This window comes from Marinoscillum furvescens DSM 4134 (genome assembly GCF_003386095.1).
In the GTDB taxonomy this organism is placed as follows: Bacteria; Bacteroidota; Bacteroidia; order Cytophagales; family Cyclobacteriaceae; genus Marinoscillum; species Marinoscillum furvescens.
In genome coordinates this window covers 381957-402193 of the sequence record NZ_QREG01000001.1, presented here as the reverse complement: position 1 = coordinate 402193, position 20237 = coordinate 381957, and the positions used below count along the sequence as shown (strand labels likewise).

Annotated in this window: 23 protein-coding genes; 12 read left to right on the top strand and 11 right to left on the bottom strand. The window is 43.9% G+C overall.

The annotated features are described in order from the left end of the window. Positions 1-32 precede the first annotated feature (32 nt). The 3 genes from C7460_RS01850 (at position 33) to C7460_RS01840 (ending at position 2014) form a co-directional block, all read left to right on the top strand. On the top strand, positions 33-1181 hold the full coding sequence (locus C7460_RS01850) for a Na/Pi symporter (RefSeq protein WP_115866351.1): 1149 nt from the start codon (positions 33-35) through the stop codon (positions 1179-1181). A 67-nt stretch (positions 1182-1248) separates the two neighbouring features. Next, positions 1249-1602 (top strand): phage holin family protein, encoded by a 354-nt coding sequence (locus tag C7460_RS01845; RefSeq protein ID WP_115866350.1) that lies wholly within the window; start codon positions 1249-1251, stop codon positions 1600-1602. Next, a complete protein-coding gene (locus C7460_RS01840) occupies positions 1589-2014 on the top strand; it encodes a hypothetical protein (protein ID WP_115866349.1) in 426 nt (141 codons plus the stop codon). The genes C7460_RS01845 and C7460_RS01840 overlap by 14 nt, the downstream gene beginning before the upstream one ends. Before the next feature lie 6 nt (positions 2015-2020). Here C7460_RS01840 and C7460_RS01835 read toward each other — a convergent pair whose 3' ends face one another. The 7 genes from C7460_RS01835 to panC form a co-directional block, all read right to left on the bottom strand. Continuing rightward, complete coding sequence (locus C7460_RS01835; protein ID WP_115866519.1) at positions 2021-2935, bottom strand: AraC family transcriptional regulator; 915 nt, start codon at positions 2933-2935, stop codon at positions 2021-2023. Between the two features lie 126 nt (positions 2936-3061). Then, on the bottom strand, positions 3062-4201 hold the full coding sequence (locus tag C7460_RS01830) for an acyl-CoA dehydrogenase (RefSeq protein WP_115866348.1): 1140 nt from the start codon (positions 4199-4201) through the stop codon (positions 3062-3064). 136 nt (positions 4202-4337) lie between these two features. Further along, positions 4338-5033, bottom strand: coding sequence for a zinc metallopeptidase (locus C7460_RS01825; RefSeq protein WP_115866347.1), 696 nt, complete (start codon positions 5031-5033; stop codon positions 4338-4340). 6 nt (positions 5034-5039) lie between these two features. After that, positions 5040-5528: a D-glycero-beta-D-manno-heptose 1-phosphate adenylyltransferase gene (gene rfaE2 / locus C7460_RS01820; protein WP_115866346.1), complete on the bottom strand. Its 489-nt coding sequence runs from the start codon at positions 5526-5528 to the stop codon at positions 5040-5042. Next, entirely contained in the window at positions 5497-6489 is a 993-nt protein-coding gene (locus tag C7460_RS01815) for a lysylphosphatidylglycerol synthase transmembrane domain-containing protein (RefSeq protein ID WP_115866345.1), read from the bottom strand. The genes rfaE2 and C7460_RS01815 overlap by 32 nt, the downstream gene beginning before the upstream one ends. An 11-nt stretch (positions 6490-6500) precedes the next feature. Then, complete coding sequence (gene panD / locus C7460_RS01810) at positions 6501-6851, bottom strand: aspartate 1-decarboxylase (protein WP_115866344.1); 351 nt, start codon at positions 6849-6851, stop codon at positions 6501-6503. A gap of 7 nt (positions 6852-6858) precedes the next feature. Continuing rightward, positions 6859-7704 (bottom strand): pantoate--beta-alanine ligase, encoded by an 846-nt coding sequence (gene panC, locus C7460_RS01805; RefSeq protein WP_115866343.1) that lies wholly within the window; start codon positions 7702-7704, stop codon positions 6859-6861. A 108-nt stretch (positions 7705-7812) separates the two neighbouring features. Between panC and C7460_RS01800 the strand changes: the two genes are divergently transcribed. The 7 genes from C7460_RS01800 to C7460_RS01770 all read left to right on the top strand — a co-directional run bounded on the left by C7460_RS01800 (position 7813) and on the right by C7460_RS01770 (position 14483). Continuing rightward, positions 7813-8622 carry a glycogen/starch synthase gene (locus C7460_RS01800; protein WP_115866342.1) on the top strand — a complete coding sequence of 270 codons (810 nt, stop codon included), beginning with the start codon at positions 7813-7815 and terminating at the stop codon, positions 8620-8622. Positions 8623-8635: 13 nt separating this feature from the next. Then, a complete protein-coding gene (locus C7460_RS01795) occupies positions 8636-9940 on the top strand; it encodes a DUF4270 family protein (protein ID WP_170147849.1) in 1305 nt (434 codons plus the stop codon). Positions 9941-9948: 8 nt separating this feature from the next. Further along, positions 9949-11787, top strand: coding sequence for a glutamine--fructose-6-phosphate transaminase (isomerizing) (gene glmS / locus C7460_RS01790; protein ID WP_115866340.1), 1839 nt, complete (start codon positions 9949-9951; stop codon positions 11785-11787). Positions 11788-11806: 19 nt separating this feature from the next. Further along, positions 11807-12187, top strand: a complete 381-nt coding sequence (locus C7460_RS01785; RefSeq protein ID WP_115866339.1) for a Rid family detoxifying hydrolase — start codon at positions 11807-11809, stop codon at positions 12185-12187. After that, entirely contained in the window at positions 12184-12654 is a 471-nt protein-coding gene (locus C7460_RS01780; RefSeq protein WP_115866338.1) for a hypothetical protein, read from the top strand. Before C7460_RS01785 ends, C7460_RS01780 begins: the two co-directional genes overlap by 4 nt. A 70-nt stretch (positions 12655-12724) precedes the next feature. Further along, the gene (gene gltX, locus C7460_RS01775) at positions 12725-14251 is read left to right on the top strand and encodes a glutamate--tRNA ligase (RefSeq protein WP_115866337.1); all 1527 of its coding nucleotides are present in this window, start codon (positions 12725-12727) and stop codon (positions 14249-14251) included. Positions 14252-14273: 22 nt separating this feature from the next. Further along, on the top strand, positions 14274-14483 hold the full coding sequence (locus C7460_RS01770; RefSeq protein WP_115866336.1) for a hypothetical protein: 210 nt from the start codon (positions 14274-14276) through the stop codon (positions 14481-14483). A gap of 27 nt (positions 14484-14510) precedes the next feature. Here C7460_RS01770 and C7460_RS01765 read toward each other — a convergent pair whose 3' ends face one another. The 4 genes from C7460_RS01765 to C7460_RS01750 form a co-directional block, all read right to left on the bottom strand. Beyond that, a complete protein-coding gene (locus C7460_RS01765) occupies positions 14511-14729 on the bottom strand; it encodes a DUF3185 family protein (protein ID WP_115866335.1) in 219 nt (72 codons plus the stop codon). Between the two features lie 64 nt (positions 14730-14793). Next, positions 14794-15228, bottom strand: a complete 435-nt coding sequence (locus C7460_RS01760; RefSeq protein WP_221409423.1) for a VOC family protein — start codon at positions 15226-15228, stop codon at positions 14794-14796. A gap of 6 nt (positions 15229-15234) precedes the next feature. Next, on the bottom strand, positions 15235-15870 hold the full coding sequence (locus C7460_RS01755; RefSeq protein ID WP_115866333.1) for a GyrI-like domain-containing protein: 636 nt from the start codon (positions 15868-15870) through the stop codon (positions 15235-15237). Between the two features lie 54 nt (positions 15871-15924). Further along, positions 15925-16902 carry a helix-turn-helix transcriptional regulator gene (locus C7460_RS01750; RefSeq protein WP_115866332.1) on the bottom strand — a complete coding sequence of 326 codons (978 nt, stop codon included), beginning with the start codon at positions 16900-16902 and terminating at the stop codon, positions 15925-15927. A gap of 143 nt (positions 16903-17045) precedes the next feature. Between C7460_RS01750 and carB the strand changes: the two genes are divergently transcribed. Further along, positions 17046-19859 (top strand): carbamoyl-phosphate synthase large subunit, encoded by a 2814-nt coding sequence (gene carB, locus C7460_RS01745; RefSeq protein ID WP_115866331.1) that lies wholly within the window; start codon positions 17046-17048, stop codon positions 19857-19859. Between the two features lie 14 nt (positions 19860-19873). Continuing rightward, positions 19874-20134, top strand: coding sequence for a DUF4834 family protein (locus tag C7460_RS01740; protein WP_115866330.1), 261 nt, complete (start codon positions 19874-19876; stop codon positions 20132-20134). The last annotated feature ends 103 nt before the right edge of the window (positions 20135-20237 follow it).

Genomic DNA, 20237 nt, shown 5'->3' with positions numbered 1-20237 from the left:
ATGCCAAAGCTACGTTAGTCGATTAGGTCTTGATGAAAACTAATTGGGGCAAGCATATTTTTGCCATTGCAGTGGCAATTCTGTCCTTTTTCATGTCTATTCAGCTTCTAGGAGCTGGATTGCAAGAAATAGGTAAAGGACTATCGGGCGTATTTGAGCTCACTTTATCCAATCCATCTATTGGCTTGTTTATTGGGCTCTTGCTAACGGCCATTCTGCAAAGTAGCTCCACTACTACCTCAATGGCAGTGGCTGCGGTGGCGGCAGGGTCTTTGACTCTTGAAAATGCCATCCCACTCATTATGGGAGCTAATATCGGAACCACACTTACCAGTACCGTAGTTTCTATGAGTTATGTTACCAAGGTGGCTGAGTTTCGTAAGGCAATCTCTGCTGGTTGTGTACACGATATTTTCAATGTGTTGGTGTGCCTGGTATTGTTTCCCTTAGAGGTAAAATATGGTTTGTTGAGTGAAGTTAGTCACTCTATAGCGTCTTCGCTCTACATCGCATCGGGCAACGCTCCTGCGGTAGAAAGTTTTTTCTTTTATAAATTATTCGAGGAATTTGGTGCTCAGCTGATCTCGTGGACGGGGCCCTATCTGGTTATTTTTATTGCTGTAGTTTTATTGTTTTCTACGGTGAAGTACATTTCTAATATGCTGTATAAAAGGCTCATTGGGGATGCTCGCAATCGCTTTGAGCAGGTTGCTTTTAAAAACTCATTTAAGTCCTTTAGTTGGGGGTTTGTACTTACATCTGCCATTCAGAGTAGTTCGCTCACTACTTCGTTAATCGTGCCATTGGTGGCTACTGGTAAGGTAAACCTGAAGCGAGCATTTGAGTTTGTGATGGGAGCTAACCTCGGGACTACAATTACGGCCTTGCTTGCAGCTTTGCTCAAAAGTGAGGCGGCCATCAGTCTTGCAATAGCCCACTTTTTGTTCAATAGTGTCGGGGTATTGCTTTTTATAGCTGTTCCTTTTCTCAATAAAATTCCAATGTATCTGGCAGATCGCCTGGGCGCCGTGTCTTTACGCTACAAAATCACGGCATTTGCATACATTTTGGTGTTGTTTTTCATACTTCCTTTTACCCTGATTTATTTTAGCCAGTCAAAAAGTGAAAAACAAGAAAATACAGTCCGCAGGAGTCAGGTAGAGCTATTTTCAAATAATTAGCTCTAAACAATTCCGACGATTTGGATATTGTATATCTTGAGACTTAGACGTAATTCAAAATCTTAAGATGTCGATCATCAACAACCTCGTAGACAAGCTTTCGGAGTATATCCGAATAAAAGGAGAGAAACTAAAGCTGGACATTATTGCTCAGGTGTCGCGTTTGCTGGCACACTTTGTTGCTTTTATGACACTAGCAATTATCGGCTTGTTTTTACTCGTATTTTTATCTCTTGCTTTATCCTCCTATCTCAATTACTTGCTGGACAGTCCGCATTATGGCTATTTGATCGTTTCGGGATTTTACCTGGTAGTCTTCGTTGTTATTTTGCTTCTCTTGAGGAGCAATCGCATACAGCAATGGCTCGAAGTTTTGTTTGTCAACCTGAGTGAAAACATTTCTGACGATGGAGAAGTATAGGTCTCAGACGTGGTTGCGTCATCGCAATCGTGTGGTTCAGCAGGAGGAAGAAGTAAAAGATGCTCTGGAGGAAGTGTCTTCAGACCTGGAGCATCGGGTAAAAGTGGGGGTAGGTGTAGGACTTACCGTAGGCCTGGTGGCACTGGCAGGTTATTCATTGTACAAAAGCTTTAGCGGAGGCGAAAAGAGCAAAAAGCAAAAGGTAGTTGTAAAGAGTAAGGAGAAGCAAGAAGTAGTAAAAGAAGCTGGGGCTGAATCAGGAACTAATCATTCTTCTGGATTCAGTTTTAAACGCATGGTGCTTGAAAAGCTGGCCATGGTAGCCTTGAAATTCATAGGAGCTCAGCTAGCTATAATGCTCTCAAAGAAATTTGGAGTAGCCGATGATGAATCCGAATCGGAAACGAATTAATGTCCGTTAGACATTGATAAGAGATTCTCTCCGACGCATTTTTCCTGCTGGAATCCCAAACATCATTTTGAATCTACGGCAAAAATACGCCGTGTCTTTGTAGCCGACTTCTTTTCCGATTTCCCGAATACTTTTCTTGGAGGTGCGCAGCAAGTTGACCGCTTGTTCCATTCGCTGGTATTCGATGTAGTCTTGAGGGTTGATTCCTGTAAGCATTTTAAAATACTGACCAACATAATCTTCTGATACATTGGCTACATTGGCCAGTACTTTGTTCGACAGGTCTTCACCTAAATTTTCTTTGATGAAAGTGAAGATATCGATAAGACGGGGGTCTTTAAAATAAGTGCTGTTGGTGGCAAATTGTTCAACAAACAGTCCTTGTTTTAATATATAACGAATGAGCTCTACTACGAGATGCTCTGTCAGTACTTTGATGATTCGCCCTTTGCCGGGAGCATTGTCGTTCATTTCGCCATTGATACTGCGTATGAGTGACCGTACTTTGTCGGCATCATGAATTTTGAAAGGTGGGATGTCTAAAGACGCAAAAAAGTTTACCGAGTCAAAAGCTTTTGCTTCGAAGGATACATAGCTATAATGCTCTTCGGTTTCTGCTTCGTGCTCGTAGCTTTTAAAATATTCTTCTTTGTGGTTTAGGAAATCATCTTTCGAGAGACTTATCGGGTTGTGCGTGCCGTATGTAATGGATACCTGACGGCCGCCTGGAATGAAGAAAACATCACCCTCCTGGCAGGTTTCGTGATCCGGGCCAAAGGATAGCGTACCGCCATTGACTAGAATGAGTGAGTTCTCAATGTCGTAGTTGTTCTCAATAGTGACAGGCTTTAAAATATTAATATTCTTAGCTTTTACGAACCTGACACTAAGAGATTCGATGATCATGTTATAGTCTTCCACCAATTCTCTAATATGATTTATTGCGGACGAAGGGCGCGGATGCGTCCGTATTATTGTATAAAACTAATATTAATTGGGGGAATAATCCAAATATCAGGGGCTTTAAACCCCTGATATAAAGTTATATTATTTTAATAAACCACGAGAAATCACGATTTTTTGGATTTCCGAGGTGCCTTCATAGATCTGTGTGATCTTCGCATCCCTGAGCATTCGTTCTACGTGATATTCCTTTACATATCCATATCCACCATGTATTTGTACGGCTTCTACGGCATTTGCCATAGCTACTTCAGAGGCGTATAGTTTGGCCATGGCACTGGCTTGAGAGTAGTCTTGCTCCTGGTCTTTTAGCACTGCTGCTTTTAGGCAAAGTAGGCGAGCAGCTTCCACTTTAGTGGCCATATCGGCTAGTTTAAACTGAATGGCCTGGTGCTGGGAGATTTCCTTACCAAATGCCTTGCGTTCTTTAGAATAGGCTATGGATCGCTCCAGAGCACCAGAGGCTATGCCCAGCGCTTGTGATGCTATGCCTATACGTCCTCCGTTTAGCGTACTCATTGCAAATGTAAAGCCAAAACCGTCTTCGCCTATTCGGTTTTCTTTTGGCACTTTCACATCTGTAAACATTAGCGAATGAGTGTCGGATCCACGGATTCCAAGCTTATCCTCTTTTTTACCTACCGTGAAACCTTCCATGTCTTTCTCCACTATTAGGCAATTGATCCCTTTGTGTTTTTTCTCAGGGTTAGTTTGTGCCATTACCAAAAAGACAGAACCGCTGTTGCCGTTGGTGATCCAGTTTTTAGTGCCATTGAGGAGGTAGTGATCGCCTTTGTCCTCAGCGGTAGTGCGCTGAGAAGTAGCATCTGACCCAGCTTCTGGTTCGGAGAGGCAAAAGCCCCCAATCCACTCACCACTCGTTAGCTTTGGTAGGTATTTTTGTTTTTGCTCTTCTGTTCCGAATTTTTCGATTCCCCAACATACCAGACTGTTGTTTACAGACATGCATACAGAGGCTGATGCATCTATTTTGGAGATCTCTTCCATCGCCAGTACATAAGAAACAGAATCCATTCCGCCTCCACCATATTTAGGGTCTACCATCATTCCCATAAAGCCAAGCTCACCCATCTTTTTTATTTCCTCTGTGGGAAAGCGCTGCTCATTGTCACGTTCTATTACTCCGGGGAGGAGTTCCTTTTCTGCGAATTCTCTTGCAGCATCACGTACGGCTTGCTGCTCCTCAGTCAAGTTAAAATTCATCTGCTCTATTTTAGGGTTATATGTTGTTTCTGTTCAGACAAATTTAATGCATTTTTATTATGCATGCATACTATCTAAAAACCAAAAAAAGCCTCTGGTGTTGAGGCTTTTCTTAGAATAATCTTTGGATTTGGTCTTAATCTCTGCTTCCGCTCAAAAAGATCATGACCCAGTAAAGTAGCGTAGCCAATGATGAAAGTGCAGCGATTACATAGGTTTGAGCCGCTGTGTTAAGGGCATCCTTGGCCATGTCATGTTCACCACTGTTAACGATGTTTCGGTTTTGGATCCATGCCAATGCCCGTTTGCTGGCATCAAACTCCACAGGAAGCGTGATAAATGCGAACAGGGTGAAAACACCATAACACGCTATGATTACCAGTATGGCCAAATTAAAAGGGATGACCTGTGGTAGCAGGAATGCTCCAAAAAACATCATCATGAAAACAATGTTGATGATTTTGGCACTCACATTTTGGATGGGTACCATAGCGGACCTAAACTCCAAAAAGCTGTATGCATTGGCATGTTGCACCGCATGACCGCATTCGTGGGCAGCTACTGCCGCAGCTGCCGCAGACCTGCCATGGTATACATCCTGGCTAAGGTTTACGGTTTTGTTGGCAGGATTGTAGTGGTCTGTGAGCTGGCCTTGTACGCTGGTAACCTGCACATCGTGGAGGCCATTATCTGCCAGCATCAGTTCAGCTATCTCTCTACCGGATAGGCCTGAGGATAGTGGAATTTGGGAGTATTTTTTAAACTTGTTTTTCAGCCGGGTACTCACGACCAGGCTGGCAATCATAAATCCAATAATGATGACGAATAGCATAGTTATTTATTGATTTTGAGTCTTTTTTAATTTGTTAATTATCGCCGAGGAAGAATAGTCAGACACGAGTGGAATGGTCACTACTTTTCCTCCTGACTGTATTACGAATTCTGCTCCGGCAATGTTGCTCAGCTGATAATCCCCACCTTTCACAAGTACGGATGGTTTTATTGCCTGTATGAGTTTTTCGGGTGTATCCTGATCAAAAAGCACTACAGCATCTACAGCTTGTAATCCTGCAATTACTCGGGCTCTACTGTCTTCTGGAGTGATTGGTCGGGACGCTCCTTTTAGCCGTTTTACAGACAGGTCCGAATTTACAGCAACTATCAGGTGATCTCCAAGGTTTTTGGCTTTTTCAAGACACTCTACATGTCCGGGGTGTAGCAAGTCAAAGCAGCCATTGGTAAAAACGATGGATTTGTTGGAGTGGTGCCAGTCCGCCACCAGGTTTATGAGCTGGTCAGTGGTGTGTATTTTCTGCTGACTGTTCATGTTTTTTGATAAATAACGATGCAATCAATGCCAATCCGCCAAAAAGCGCAATGGCTACAACCTGACTGGTATGAAGAAGCGTGGCCAAAAAAACGCCCGTGGTATCGTCTACAGCGTATAACACCAACATAGCACTAATAAATGCATGGTAGGTGCCTATACCGCCTTGCACAGGCAAAGCCAGTGCTATTCCTCCTGTGACCAGTAGCATGACGCCTACCATCCATGACAAATGTGCTGTTTCTGGTATGGAAAACACGATGATGTAGGACATGAAATAATAGGTTGTCCACAGGATTACAGTAGAAAGTACAAATCCGAGAGGATTTTTAATGTCTTTGAGCGACAGTAGTCCACGAAAAAGCTCATTGACGAAGTTTTTAACTTTTGGAAACTTTAGATAAGCAAAATATGCCACGAGAAGTGCTATGATACCTCCTAAAGCAGCAATCAATGAAATTTTCCAAATGAGAGCCTGAGAGACATCATAGTCGCCCATAGTGGTTGCAAAAAAAGTAATGAGTCGGTCATACTCAGCGATCAGTGCGAACAAGAATAGGCCTATCAATGTAAAGAGGTCAATCACTCGCTCGGTTATTACTGTGCCGAGCGCATTGGAAACGGGCACATCATCGCTCCGCTTGAGCATGCCACACCTTGTAACCTCTCCCAGTCTGGGGAAAGCGAGGTTTGCCAGGTAGCCTACTAAAATGGCAAGGTTGGTCCGGTGTATGTTCAGGTTGGTATGACCCAATGGCTTTAGTAAAATATTCCACCGATATGCTCTGGCGTAATATGCCACCATCGACAGTAGGATAGAGTAAACTACCCAGCTATAATCCACCAATGCAGCCCTTTCCCAGAATTCTGCAAAATCGATATTTCTAAATGCAAAATACAGGAGGAGGCCGGCCACTACCAGGGAAATCGAGTACTTGGCTACGGCTAGGAGTTTTTTCATTGCTGGAAGTGCTAGGAGCTTACGCTATTTTTTTCATCCGGAAAAATTACAACGGGTTTGTGTGTGCTAGCTTCTTCCTTCGGTATTGAGCAGTATGAGATTATAATCACAATGTCTCCAACCTGCGCTTTGCGAGCAGCAGGTCCGTTCAGGCAGATTTGTCCACTTCCACGTTCTCCTTTGATCACATAGGTTTCCAGTCGCTCACCATTGTTGATGTTGACAATCTGCACCTTTTCATTCTCTACCAAATCTGCGGCATCCATGAGATCCTCATCTATTGTGATGGACCCTACATAGTGTAACTCCGCTTCTGTGATTTTTACTCGGTGTATTTTTGATTTTAGTACTTCTATATGCATTTCTGACTCAATCTTGCCGCAAATATAGGTTATCAATAAGTCTTACCCCTTCTACGTATCCCGCTACGCACATGGCTACCTGTTCGGTATGGTTTTCTGCTGTTTGGAGGGTTTCAGGGTCTACTATTTCAAAGTATTCTATTGTTAGCCCTTCTTGCTGGTTATAGAAAGCAATTGCAGTCTTTTTAGTTTCCTCAGGAGAGGATTTCAGCTTCCATTGACTTTTCGCCAGCTGCAAGCCTTGATATAAGGCGGCTGCTTGTAATTTGCCTTTATCAGAAAGACGCTGGTTTCTGCTGGACATGGCAAGACCCGATTCCTCACGGATGATGGGCATGCCGATCACTTCTACAGGAAATGACAGATCCTGACTCATTTTGCGAATGAGAAGAAACTGTTGAAGGTCCTTCAAGCCAAAGTAAGCTTTGTCAGGGTGAGTCTGATGAAAAAGCTTTGCCACTACTACGCCCACTCCTCCAAAGTGACCGGGACGAAAGCCTCCTTCCATGGGTATGGCCAATTCACCAAAATCTATGGATACCACGGGCTTATTCGTATACATTGCGTCCTCCGATGGTGTGTAGGCTATGTCTACACCCAGCTTTTCGAGAGCGTCCAAATCTTTTTGAAGCGTTCGTGGATAGTTTTGGAGGTCTTCAGTGTTGTTAAACTGAAGCGGGTTAACAAAAATGCTTACAACCACCACATCGGTTGACCTTCTGGCTTTTTCTATCAAAGAAAAATGTCCCTGATGAAGAGCACCCATAGTGGGGACAAGTCCGATGGATTTTCGTTGAAATTTGTGGTCAAGAGTGAGTTTTTGGACCTCTCCAGGGGATTGGATGACCTGCATCAAATGGATAATTAATGTTGCCTAACTTATTGAAAACGTTGATTATATGGCAAATTTATGGTAATTTTGAGGTCATTTTAGACAATCCCCAATAAAAAAAGCACATCTATGTCGAATTTGAGAATCCTTTATGTAGCAAGTGAGATCAATCCATTTCTGAAAACTACTGAGGTGGCCGACTTTGTGAGGAGACTTCCTCAGGCCATGCAGGAACGTGGAATGGAGATCAGAATCTTGGTACCGAGGTTTGGGTTAATTAACGAGAGGAAAAACCGACTCCACGAGGTGGTTCGGTTGTCAGGTATCAACATTTCTGTTGGTGATGAGGAGAAACCATTGGTCATCAAAGTGGCATCTATACCTAATGCTAAGCTGCAGGTGTATTTTATTGATAACGAGGATTATTTCCACAGAAAGTCAGTCTTCTTTGATAAAGAAGATAATTTTTATGAAGACAATGACGAGCGCGCAATATTCTTCTGTAAAGGCGTTTTAGAGACTGTAAAGAAACTAGGATGGTCTCCAGACATCATTCATTGCAATGACTGGATGACAAGTTTGATTCCTTTATACGTAAAGACTACTTATAAAAACGATCCAATCTTCAAAGAATCTAAAACAGTATTCACTATTTATGGTAATAATTTTAGCCATAAATTTGGGGACGACTTGCTAGACAAAGTGAAGATGATTGATATTGATGATAGCATGTTAGGCCCACTAAAAACAGCCGATTATGAAGGCTTCGTGAAAATGGGGGTTGAGTATGCAGATGCTGTGATCAATGCAAATGAAGAATCTACCGAAAGTTTCAAGAAATTGATGGATGATATGGCTGGCAAGCGTATCGAGTCTATAGAACAGGATGAAAATTTCGAAGAATCGTACTACAACTTGTATAATGACCTTGTTGGATAAATTAACAAACTCTATGAAGTCGGGACTAGCTCTTCTGCTGGTCCCGTTTTTTTTTGCCTGTGATGATCCCAGCGACCTGGGATTGGAACTAGAAAGCGACAACAACCCACTTCAACTCCATAAATTTGAGACGGTAATACCTGCCTCCACGCTGTATATAGATAGTTTGAGGACAGAGCATTTTACAACTTCACTTTTTGGGCGGTATCAGGACCCTGTCTTCGGTGAAGTGACTGCCACTTCTTATCACAGCTATAGCGTGGCCAGTGGCACACTCCCAGGAGATACCCTGGATTATAGCGATGTGTTCTTGATTCTTAAAATCAAAGAAGCAAAGGCAGATGGGATCGTGGGAAATGAGCGCATAGAAGTTCGGGAGTGCAACGAGCAAATCCACTCGGACGTCAAGTACTTCGCCTCAAATTCGTTAGAACAAAAGGATGAAGTGATTGCTACTCATGATTTTACCTACGACCCGCTTGGAGATACCATTATCAATGTCCCCCTTTCAGAAGCTTATGGAACATGGCTTTTTGATCTGCTGGTAAAAGGAAGTGATACTGGTGACAATCAGGATTCTTTGCTTCAAAACAAATACGACTACCCGCCATTGGCGTTTAATCCGGGGTCTGGAAATGCGGCGCTCTACTCGATTGATTTGGATGACGATACCACAGGTATTTATGTGGAGATGACTAACGGATCAGGAGCACTCGAGTATTTTCAGTGGGACCTCAAAAACGAACACTTTGCTTCACTCGAACGCGACCGGTCCGGAACACCTTTGAGCGTATTTAACTCAGATTACCAGGAAGAAGTGCTGAATGAACAGGCATATTTAAATTTGCTTTCGGGTGTCTATACTCAGCTAGATCTGGCTCCTTATCTGGAGTTTGCCGAATCCCATCAGCAAATTATTATCAATAGGGCTTCACTACGTCTGGCGTTTGAAGAAGGTGAAAATTCTCCCGTGGACTTTATTCAGTTTTATTATCCAAATAGCTCAGGAAGAATCAATGGAGGTGCAGTGGTTAATGGAAGTCTTGTAAACAATGTGCTGCTTTCTGAAGGCGCATATCGGCCAGGTTCTTCCAATGTTAGCGCACTCACTCTGGGGCTGGCTACGGATAGCGTGAGCTATGAGGCTGATATTACTCTTTTTACCCAAATCTTGTCAGACAATTCAGACAATGAAGATGATTACCTGGCAGAAAAATTAGTGATAACCAGTCCTGAAACTATTGGGCTTGGCCAGACCACTTTTATCAAATCTGATATTAAATTGACGGTTTATTACGCAACTGTAGAAAATAACTAATAGACATTATGTGCGGAATCGTTGGATACATCGGTCATCGACCGGCATTTCCATTATTGATCAAAGGCTTAAAACGCCTCGAATATCGAGGATACGATAGTGCAGGAGTGGCTCTCCTGGAGCAAAATGAGCTACAGGTTCACAAGCGTAAAGGGAAAGTGCAAGAGCTCGAAGATCTGGTAAACGGACGGTCCTTTTCAAGTACTTTAGGAATAGGTCATACTCGCTGGGCTACCCATGGAGAACCGAATGATGCCAATGCACACCCTCACTTTTCTGCTGACCAAAACCTGGCAATGATTCATAATGGAATCATTGAAAACTATGGTACCCTCAAAACCGAATTAGAGGCTGAAGGATACGAGTTTAGAAGTGATACCGATACTGAGGTATTCATAACGTTTATCAGCGACCTTCAAAAGACTTTGAACGTAAGCCTTGAGGAAGCTGTTCGCATCGCTCTTACAAAAGTAGTGGGGGCCTATGCGATAGTGATCATGTCAAAAGATGACCCAAATCGCCTAATAGCCGCACGCAAAGGCAGTCCAATGGTGATAGGCCTGGGCAAGGACGAATATTATGTGGCTTCTGATGCCTCGCCCATCATTGAATATACCAATGAGGTAATCTATCTCAAAGATGAGGAGTTGGCAATTATCAGTCGAGATGGATTGGAGATTATGGATACTCAGGAAGTACCCCAACAACCTGAAATTCATAAGTTGGACCTCAAGCTGGAAGCCATCGAAAAAGGCGGGTATGAGCATTTTATGCTCAAGGAAATCTTTGAGCAACCCAAATCCATTGCGGATTGCATGCGAGGAAGACTCAATGCTTCGGCAGGTGAACTCACATTGGGAGGGATTCAAAACTATGCAGAAGCCCTTGCTCAGGCAGACCGTATCATTATAGTGGCGTGTGGTACATCCTGGCATGCAGGCCTGGTAGCGGAGTACTTCATCGAAGATATGTGCCGAATTCCCGTGGAGGTAGAGTATGCCTCGGAGTTTCGGTATCGAAATCCAGTAATTAAAGAAGGAGATATCCTAATAGCGATTTCCCAATCTGGCGAGACAGCCGATACCCTGGCGGCCATAGAGCTGGCAAAGGCCAAAGGAGCTATTGTCTTCGGTATTGTAAATACCGTGGGATCGTCTATAGCTCGTGCTACGCATGAAGGTGCTTACCTGCATGCAGGCCCCGAAATAGGGGTGGCATCCACCAAAGCATTTACAGCACAGCTGACGGTGCTGATCATGGTATTTCTGAAGTTAGCTAAAAGAAAAGGTACTATCGCAGAGAGCCGATTCAGAGAGCTTCTGATAGAACTAGAGAGTGTCCCTCAAAAGGTGGAAAAGGCCTTGAAAAGTGATGATCAGATTCGTGAAATTTCTGAACTCTTTAAAGATGCCCATAACTTCCTTTATCTGGGGAGAGGCTACAACTTTCCGGTGGCTCTGGAGGGAGCGCTCAAACTTAAGGAAATCTCTTACATTCATGCAGAAGGTTACCCTGCTGCAGAAATGAAACATGGACCTATCGCATTGATCGATGAAAACATGCCCGTGGTATTCATTGCTACACGAGATAGCTCTTACGATAAAATCGTATCGAATATACAAGAAGTAAAATCCAGGAAAGGTAAAGTGATTGCCATCGTAACGGAAGGTGATGTGCTGATTCCTAAAATGGCCGATTTTGTAATAGAAGTTCCCGCAACCCACGAGGCCTTGATGCCGTTGGTTTCGGTGATTCCGCTACAGTTGCTGTCCTATCACATTGCACTGATGCGCGGATGTAACGTAGACCAGCCAAGAAACCTGGCCAAATCTGTGACAGTAGAATAAAAGTTAAAAATCAACCACTATGAAAAAAATCGTTTTAGCTCCAGCTGCACCGGCACCAATAGGACCTTATAGCCAGGCAGTGATCTATGGTAATACTGTTTATGTCTCAGGTCAAATTGCCATTGATCAGGCAACAGGCGATCTGATCACGGCAAACATCGAAGATGAGACTAATCAGGTGATGAAAAACCTGGGACTTATATTGAAAGAAGCAGGCGCTGATTTTAGTCAAATTATCAAGTGCAGCATTTTTGTATCAGACATGGGCAACTTTGCGAAAATCAATGAGGTCTATGGTAAGTACTTTGCTGAAAACCCACCAGCACGCGAGACCGTTGAGGTGAGTAGGTTGCCCAAAGACGTAAATGTGGAAATTAGCTGCATCGCCTACGTAGGATGAGGTTTGCTCCTGTGATGCGGCACACTTTGGTGTCAGGGCTTTCCTGTGCTGAAGTGCTGTATCAAATAGAGCAGTCTACGCAGGTCATTGATGACGAATATATTACAGAAAACGCCCGCTTCAACGGGCGTTTTTTTAATGCCTCTTTTCGGATTTCCCCAAAAATCCGAACTCCCCAAAATGCCGTGCCTCTGCTTGTTGGTAAGGTAGAAGACACTTCCAGAGGGAGTATTATTTTTCTGACCATTCGTTTATTTCCGGCAGGCGTGTTGTATTTAAAGGTGTCAACTCTGCTCTGCATGCTCGTGGGGATGATTTTTCTGCTGCTATCTCCGCAATTTTCTAACGCTTGCATTGCTTTTGGTCTGGGCATTATCAACTACCTCATTTTATATGTCAATTTTCGGATGCGTGCTCAGCAGGCTGTTAGCGACCTGGAGGAGATCCTTGCTCAGGTAGGCGAATAAAAACGTTTTGCTTTCTCAGCCATTATCTATTTGATAGTTTTGCACTCCAAAAAAAATAACAACACAGAAAATGGATCAAGTGAGAGTAAGATTTGCTCCCAGCCCAACAGGGGCGCTACACATTGGGGGAGTTCGCACAGCCTTGTTTAATTATCTTTTTGCAAAGAAAAACAATGGTACTTTCATCCTCAGAATCGAAGATACTGATCAGACACGGTTTGTAGAAGGAGCGGAGGCTTACATCAAAGAATCACTTGAATGGTGTGGGATAGAACCTGACGAAAGTCCGTGGAAACCTGGAGATTTTGGTCCATACCACCAGAGCCAACGAAAAGAGATCTATCAAAAGTACGCACAAAAATTGCTCGATGAAGGCAACGCATACTATGCCTTTGATACCCCGGAGGAACTGGACGTCATGCGCGAGCGGTTGAAGGAAGCCGGAGTGGCCAACCCTCAGTACAATGCCGCTGCCCGTATGACCATGAAAAACTCACTGACCCTCTCGGCAGAAGAAGTGCAGGCAAAAATGGATGCTGGCGAACCATATGTAGTGCGCTTTAAGGTAGACCCTAAAGAGGAAGTGCGCCTAAACGATATGATTCGTGGGTGGGTACATGTGCATGGCTCCACGTTGGATGACAAGGTGCTCATGAAGTCAGATGGGCTGCCCACCTATCATCTGGCCAATATCGTAGATGATCATTTGATGAAAATCACCCATGTAATCCGTGGTGAAGAATGGTTGCCTTCTGCACCATTGCACGTGTTGTTGTATAAGTATCTCGGTTTTGAAGAAACCATGCCGCAGTTTGCTCACCTTCCGCTAATTCTTAAGCCGGATGGCAATGGCAAACTCAGTAAGCGAGCTGCAGATAAGGCTGGTTTTCCTATTTTTCCACTCAATTGGAATGACCCTGAGTCAGGCGAGCTCTCTGTGGGATTCCGTGAAGAAGGATTTCTACCGGACGCTCTGATCAACTTCCTGGCCTTCCTGGGGTGGAATCCTGGTACTGAGCAGGAGCTTTTCTCAAGAGAAGAGCTCATACAAGCATTTGGCATAGAAAAAGTAAACAAGGCGGGGACCAAATTTGACGTGGAGAAGGCCAAGTGGTTTAACCAGCAGTACCTCAAGAGTACAGATCCTAATCAGCTTGCTGAAACGGTAAAGAATGACTTACATGCGAAATATCAAATAGAGTGTTCTGAGACCACTGCCCTGGCTATTGTAGATTTACTGAAGGAGCGTGTGACTTTTCCTCATGAGATGGCACCAAATGCACTGTACCTCTTTTATGCGCCTGAAGAATATGACGAAAAGGTGGTGAGAAAAAAGTGGAATGAAGAAGCCGAAAAAGCTGTGACACTTTATGCCAATGCTCTCGAACATCAGGATGAAATTTCACCAGAAGGTGCGAAAGACTTGTTTTTTACCACCATGGAGGCCAATGATATTAAAGCAGGAAAAAACATGCAGGCCCTACGCATGGTAGTCACTGGAGAGGGCTCAGGGCCGGATTTGATGGCGATTATTTCCCTGATGGGAGGAAAAGCAGTAGCTGAACGAATCAAATACAGCATAGATCAGTTAAAGTAGTAGGAACTAAACGCTTACTACTATGAGCAAAGCATCTGAAAACAAACCGGAAAAACCTAAAGTGAATAAGGAACTGGAAGGGTTTGATATCAAAATCAACTCTTTTGGTGAAATCAGTTCTACAGTGGATATCGATAAGATCAATTTGTTTCTGAACAGAAACGTGGATGATAAAAAGCTGAGAGACCGGGAAGATTTGGAAGAGCTGAAAAAGAAGAAAGAAAAAGAATGAAAAATGCCGGCACATGCCGGCATTTTTTTATTTCATGGATTTGAAGGTCCTAAGTACTCCCACAACACCTAGGAGGATGCCCCCACCCATACAGATATAGTACCAGGTTTCAGAAAGGGTGTAAGACCCTGTAAGTTCATTTCCGATCATCTGTCCCAGATCTTTGGGTGAGTGTGACTGTGCCCAGTAAATGAGGAATATGCCTATAGCTATAAGGGCAATGCCTCTGATCAATCCGCTTTTCATAGTTATCTAAGTTTGGGTTCTATTTTACCTCAACTTACTGAAAAATCATCAATCGATCAGGCTACTAATCAAAAGCGGCCTCCATTCGGGGATCAACTCCACGTACTTCATCCAAAAGCTTTTCATCCACCTGCGGCTGAAAATGCGGGTTGTAGATTAGTCCAATCACGTTTTGCCAGGGGTCTCTTAGTAGTGCTACTTTTACTCCTCCACCTACTTCGTTGGGGGCTTCCAGCTCTATGGCTCCTGTAGTCACCATCTTATCAAAGGCATCAGTAATGTCACGTACTCCCCAGTAGGAGAGTACGTTAGTGGTGCGAGGAGTTTCGACTTTTTCATGTAAAAGCCCCAGTTCATAACCGGCGATGTTAAACCCCACATATTTTGGGTCCTCGTAGTATGGATTGGTGCCAAAGGCCTCACTGTACCATTTTTTGGCAACTTGCAGATCTTCTACTTTGTAGATTGTCGTTCGCAGACCTTGAGATAGGATTCCCATTTTCATTCAGTTTTGAGGCTTTACCTGATACCGGAGTATTGTTTTTCGGCGCGGTTCAGGAGTCCTTCTAGGATCAGACAGGTAGATTTCTGTATGATACCCGGCAAACGCATAGGCAGAATCCGATAAGCAGGAAATCATTTTCTCAATGGATGGAAGCTCTTCTTCGTAACTCCCCACATGCAGTATTTGTATGCATTCGCCCAGGTCTATTAGTTCGTAGTTTACCTTTTGTAACGGTAGATGGCTTTTGGCTTTTTTTGTTGATACCATGCTGCTTGCCTGCTCAAAGTTGGATGGCTCAATGAAGTCGGGCATACGGATGGCAATCTTCCAGTGCCACTCTTCGCGGGGAGTTTGGGTAAACAGGTGCTGAGCTTCCAGCCCTCCGGATATCCACCACTGGCATTCCATTTTTGGTACCACAAAGTCCATGTCATTAGCCTTGGCGCTAAATTTTATGGCATACGCATACGCATAAATGGCCTCTATGGCTTGCCAAAACGCAGGGTCTTCGGGGGCACATTGGCCACTTATCGTTAAATAAGGGTACTCACCCAGCTGCAGTATTTGGGGAGTTTTCTTCGCTGAGTAATACGTCGGGTCTGTTTTTGCCAGATTTGTCTTTTGAAGTAGTTCCATAATTTGTTCTGATTATTTGGTAGTACTTCAAAGAAAAGCGTACGAGTGACAGCCCTATGTCACTGCTTTGGTTGCGTCCTCTATTTTTTCTAAATGTGTAGAAAGTTCTACGGTATAGTCGTGCAGCTTTTCTAGCAAAGCAGGAGGACTCACCACATGGGCATCACTGCAAAACATCATTAGCCAACGTGCAAAATAATCTAGTGATGGGGTGAGAAATTTCATTCGCACCTTGCTCTCCAGTTTCTCTTCTTCAATAAAGCCCTGATAGTAACGCTGATCCTGAATGATGTGTGCGGCCTTTTTGCTAAAATCTACCACTACTTCATAGGATTGAGAGCCTTCCATAGACCTGTTTAGGTATTCAATGTAGTTTGGATAGTCATCCGGATTGTAGGAGGTACTGAGGATAGAAAGCTGGCGTATTCTGTCTGTTCGAAAATCTCGAAGAGCTTTTCGCATTTGGCAGTGGGCTATGAGGTGCCATCTATTCGAGTAAAACACCAATCCGAGTGGCTCGATTATTCGCTGATTTACCTCCTGAGAGTAGCTGGAGTAGTATTCTATTTTCAGCTGTTTACGAAGAGCTATGGCTTGTTGTATTTCGGAGGTAAATGAGTTTTGAGAGAGATGGTCTGGGAGTTTGGGTACCATTACGGCTATTTGTTCGTCGAGCTTTTCCAGGTACTCTTTGTCGCTGTAGCGCAAAACTGCCTTTATTTTCAGCAGTGCATTTTGAAAATTGGTGGCCAGTCCCGAGTCACCATTTCTTTCCATCACTTTGCCGGCCACCAGAAGCGCAGCGGCTTCATTTTGGTCAAACATGACCGGAGGCAAGTGATAACCCTCTACAATGAAATACCCCTCACTGGCATCTCCCCCAATAGGTACGCCGGCATCCATAAGACTTCTAATATCCCTAAATACCGTTCTTCTGCTCACCTCAAATCGATCTTCCAGCTCCAGTAGCGGTACACGGCGCTTGGATTGCAGGTGGATGAGAATGGCAGTAAGGCGGTCTATACGGTTCATATTCCCAAATTTACAGTGCGTTTTTTGAAGGCTCGCCGAAACAAAGTGAACTATTTTATGAGATTTCAAAATTTTACCTTCCCTGTGTGAAATTGCTGACTTAAATTTGCCCCAATTTGTACCTACGTAAATAAAAAAATCAAATGCCGAAAGATCCCAGTATCAAATCAATACTAATTATTGGAAGTGGTCCGATCATCATTGGACAAGCATGTGAGTTTGACTATTCTGGTTCGCAAGCCGCCAGATCATTGCGGGAAGAGGGTATAGAAGTAATCCTGATCAATAGCAACCCAGCTACGATCATGACGGATCCTGTGACAGCAGATCATGTCTACTTAAAGCCACTCACCAAAAAGTCCATCAAAGAAATACTGGAAAAGCATAAGGTAGATGCGGTGCTGCCTACCCAGGGTGGACAAACTGCGCTCAACCTGGCTATCGACTGTGACAAGGCAGGTATTTGGGAAAAGTATGGTGTGAAAATCATCGGCGTAGACATTGATGCTATTGAGACTACCGAAGATCGTGAAAAATTCCGCTTGAAAATGGCGGAAATCGGAGTAGGCACGTGTAAAGGAGAGACTGCTACCTCATTTCTTAAAGGTAAAGAAATTGCCCAGGAGATCGGCTTCCCGTTGGTGATTCGTCCTTCATATACGCTTGGAGGTTACGGAGGAGGTTTTGTCAATACTCCAGAAGAGTTTGATAAAGCACTGAACTCCGGGCTGCAGGCTTCACCGATCCATGAAGTATTAGTGGAGCAAAGTATTCTCGGATGGAAAGAATACGAGTTGGAGCTACTTAGAGATAATATCGGCAACATCATTATCATCTGTAGCATCGAAAACTTTGATCCTATGGGTGTGCATACTGGAGATTCTATCACAGTAGCTCCAGCCATGACGCTTCCAGATACAGTCTATCAGAAAATGAGAGACCTGGCCAAAATCATGATGAATGCTATCGGTCAGTTTGCAGGAGGGTGTAATGTGCAGTTTGCTGTACATCCAGACACAGACGAAATCATCGGTATCGAGATCAACCCTCGTGTGTCCCGTTCTTCTGCGCTTGCGTCTAAGGCTACAGGTTACCCTATTGCTAAAATAGCTGCGAAGCTAGCCATAGGATATAACCTCGATGAGCTGGAAAACCAAATCACCAAAACTACATCGGCATTTTTTGAGCCTGCGCTGGATTATGTGATTGTGAAAATCCCACGCTGGAACTTTGATAAATTCCAGGGAGCAGAGCGAAAGCTAGGCCTACAGATGAAGTCGGTGGGTGAAGCTATGGGTATCGGTAGAAACTTCCAGGAGGCACTACAGAAAGCATGTCAGTCACTGGAGATCAAACGTAATGGACTGGGTGCAGACGGTAGAGAGCTTACCGATCAGCAAGAGATCCTCTACAGCCTGGAAAACCCAAGCTGGAACAGACTCTTCCATATATATGATGCTTTTAAACTGGGGATTCCATTTAAAACCATCCATAAGCTTACAAAAATTGACCCCTGGTTCCTGCACCAAATCGAGGAGTTGATCTTGCTCGAAAAGGAAATCTCGAGTCACACATTGGAAGACCTGCCTAAAGCATTGCTCCGTGAAGCCAAAGAAAAGGGCTACGCTGACAGACAAATAGCGCATCTGCTAAAATGCCTGGAAAGTGAGGTTTATAGCAAAAGAAATGAGCTAGGTATCAAGCGGGTATACAAACTGGTGGACACGTGTGCGGCGGAGTTTGAGGCTAAGACTCCTTATTACTACTCCGCATTCGATGAAGAAAACGAATCTCACGCCACAGATAAGAAGAAAATCATTGTGCTGGGATCAGGTCCAAACCGAATTGGTCAAGGTATAGAGTTTGATTACTCCTGTGTGCACGGGGTGCTGGCTGCCAAAGAGTGTGGCTATGAAACCATCATGATTAACTGTAACCCGGAGACTGTATCTACAGATTTTGATACAGCGGATAAGCTATACTTTGAGCCCGTATTCTGGGAGCATATTTACGATATCATTCTGCATGAAAAGCCGGAAGGAGTCATCGTACAGCTAGGAGGACAGACAGCACTGAAACTTGCTGAGAAGCTTCATAGATATGGAATCAAAATCATTGGTACCAGTTTCGAAGCACTGGATTTGGCAGAGGATAGAGGGCGTTTTTCAGATTTGCTCAAAGAGCAGGAGATCCCTTATCCTCAGTACGGAACCATCAATGATGCAGAAGAAGCCATAGAGCTATCTAAAGAGATAGGTTTCCCGCTGTTGGTGCGACCTAGCTATGTATTGGGTGGACAAAACATGAAGATCGTCATCAATGAGCAAGAGCTTGAAGAGCATGTAGTTAATCTGCTCAAGGATAAGCCTGATGGAGTAATCCTTTTGGATCACTTCCTGGAAGGTGCCATCGAGGCAGAGGCCGATGCCATTTGTGATGGTGAAGATGTTCACATCATCGGGATCATGCAGCATATAGAGCCTGCAGGTATTCACTCTGGGGATTCTTATGCAGTGCTTCCTCCGTACAACCTGGGAGATTTTGTCATGAGACAAATCGAAGAGTATACGGTGAAAATCGCTAAGGCGCTGAAGACAGTTGGTCTGATCAATATACAGTTTGCGATCAAAGATGATAAGGTATACATTATCGAGGCAAACCCACGGGCTTCTCGTACGGTGCCATTTATCTGTAAGGCATACCGTGAGCCGTATGTAAACTACGCTACGAAGGTGATGCTCGGAGAGAAGAAGGTGAAAGACTTTGATTTCAAACCTTACAAGCACGGCTATGCGATCAAAGAGCCGGTATTCTCTTTCCATAAGTTCCCGAATGTAAATAAAGAGCTCGGGCCTGAGATGAAGTCTACAGGAGAAGCTATCTACTTTATCGATGACTTGATGGACGATTACTTCCTGGAAATTTACTCTGAGCGAAACCTCTACCTGAGTAGATAAGTTAAAGGAGTAGTATGTTAAAATTTCTGATAATAATCGGGCTCATAGCCTACGTGTTTTTCAAAGTTGGTGGCGCGCTGTTTAGAATGTTCTTTTTAGGAGCATCTCAGCAGCAGCGAACGCAGTATCAAAACCAGCGCTATCGTGAGCAAGCTCATCAAAGCCGAAAAGCACCAGGTAGCAATGTAAACATTGACTATGTGCCTCGAAAAGAAGAAAAAAGTGATAAGGATTTTCAGGGTGGCGACTATGTGGATTACGAAGAGGTTAAATAACCTCTTGGTAGGCCGGTAGTAATTGCCCCCATCCAAAGGATCCTAAAATATGTAAGAGCAAAGGTTGGGGAGACTCAACCTTTGTTTATTTGATAAAAACATA

What these genes read in the sequence shown, in the direction of transcription:
- C7460_RS01825 (WP_115866347.1), bottom strand. Translation starts at nt 5,033, where the DNA reads ATGCTATTCGTCATCATTATTGGATTTATGATTGCCAGCCTGGTCGTG.
- C7460_RS01740 (WP_115866330.1), top strand. Translation starts at nt 19,874, where the DNA reads ATGTTAAAATTTCTGATAATAATCGGGCTCATAGCCTACGTGTTTTTC.
- rfaE2 (WP_115866346.1), bottom strand. Translation starts at nt 5,528, where the DNA reads ATGAACAGTCAGCAGAAAATACACACCACTGACCAGCTCATAAACCTG.
- C7460_RS01815 (WP_115866345.1), bottom strand. Translation starts at nt 6,489, where the DNA reads ATGAAAAAACTCCTAGCCGTAGCCAAGTACTCGATTTCCCTGGTAGTG.
- C7460_RS01840 (WP_115866349.1), top strand. Translation starts at nt 1,589, where the DNA reads ATGGAGAAGTATAGGTCTCAGACGTGGTTGCGTCATCGCAATCGTGTG.
- panC (WP_115866343.1), bottom strand. Translation starts at nt 7,704, where the DNA reads ATGCAGGTCATCCAATCCCCTGGAGAGGTCCAAAAACTCACTCTTGAC.
- C7460_RS01795 (WP_170147849.1), top strand. Translation starts at nt 8,636, where the DNA reads ATGAAGTCGGGACTAGCTCTTCTGCTGGTCCCGTTTTTTTTTGCCTGT.
- C7460_RS01765 (WP_115866335.1), bottom strand. Translation starts at nt 14,729, where the DNA reads ATGAAAAGCGGATTGATCAGAGGCATTGCCCTTATAGCTATAGGCATA.
- C7460_RS01800 (WP_115866342.1), top strand. Translation starts at nt 7,813, where the DNA reads ATGTCGAATTTGAGAATCCTTTATGTAGCAAGTGAGATCAATCCATTT.
- C7460_RS01770 (WP_115866336.1), top strand. Translation starts at nt 14,274, where the DNA reads ATGAGCAAAGCATCTGAAAACAAACCGGAAAAACCTAAAGTGAATAAG.
- C7460_RS01750 (WP_115866332.1), bottom strand. Translation starts at nt 16,902, where the DNA reads ATGAACCGTATAGACCGCCTTACTGCCATTCTCATCCACCTGCAATCC.
- C7460_RS01780 (WP_115866338.1), top strand. Translation starts at nt 12,184, where the DNA reads ATGAGGTTTGCTCCTGTGATGCGGCACACTTTGGTGTCAGGGCTTTCC.
- C7460_RS01845 (WP_115866350.1), top strand. Translation starts at nt 1,249, where the DNA reads ATGTCGATCATCAACAACCTCGTAGACAAGCTTTCGGAGTATATCCGA.
- gltX (WP_115866337.1), top strand. Translation starts at nt 12,725, where the DNA reads ATGGATCAAGTGAGAGTAAGATTTGCTCCCAGCCCAACAGGGGCGCTA.
- C7460_RS01760 (WP_221409423.1), bottom strand. Translation starts at nt 15,228, where the DNA reads ATGGGAATCCTATCTCAAGGTCTGCGAACGACAATCTACAAAGTAGAA.
- C7460_RS01755 (WP_115866333.1), bottom strand. Translation starts at nt 15,870, where the DNA reads ATGGAACTACTTCAAAAGACAAATCTGGCAAAAACAGACCCGACGTAT.
- carB (WP_115866331.1), top strand. Translation starts at nt 17,046, where the DNA reads ATGCCGAAAGATCCCAGTATCAAATCAATACTAATTATTGGAAGTGGT.
- panD (WP_115866344.1), bottom strand. Translation starts at nt 6,851, where the DNA reads ATGCATATAGAAGTACTAAAATCAAAAATACACCGAGTAAAAATCACA.
- C7460_RS01785 (WP_115866339.1), top strand. Translation starts at nt 11,807, where the DNA reads ATGAAAAAAATCGTTTTAGCTCCAGCTGCACCGGCACCAATAGGACCT.
- C7460_RS01850 (WP_115866351.1), top strand. Translation starts at nt 33, where the DNA reads ATGAAAACTAATTGGGGCAAGCATATTTTTGCCATTGCAGTGGCAATT.
- glmS (WP_115866340.1), top strand. Translation starts at nt 9,949, where the DNA reads ATGTGCGGAATCGTTGGATACATCGGTCATCGACCGGCATTTCCATTA.
- C7460_RS01830 (WP_115866348.1), bottom strand. Translation starts at nt 4,201, where the DNA reads ATGAATTTTAACTTGACTGAGGAGCAGCAAGCCGTACGTGATGCTGCA.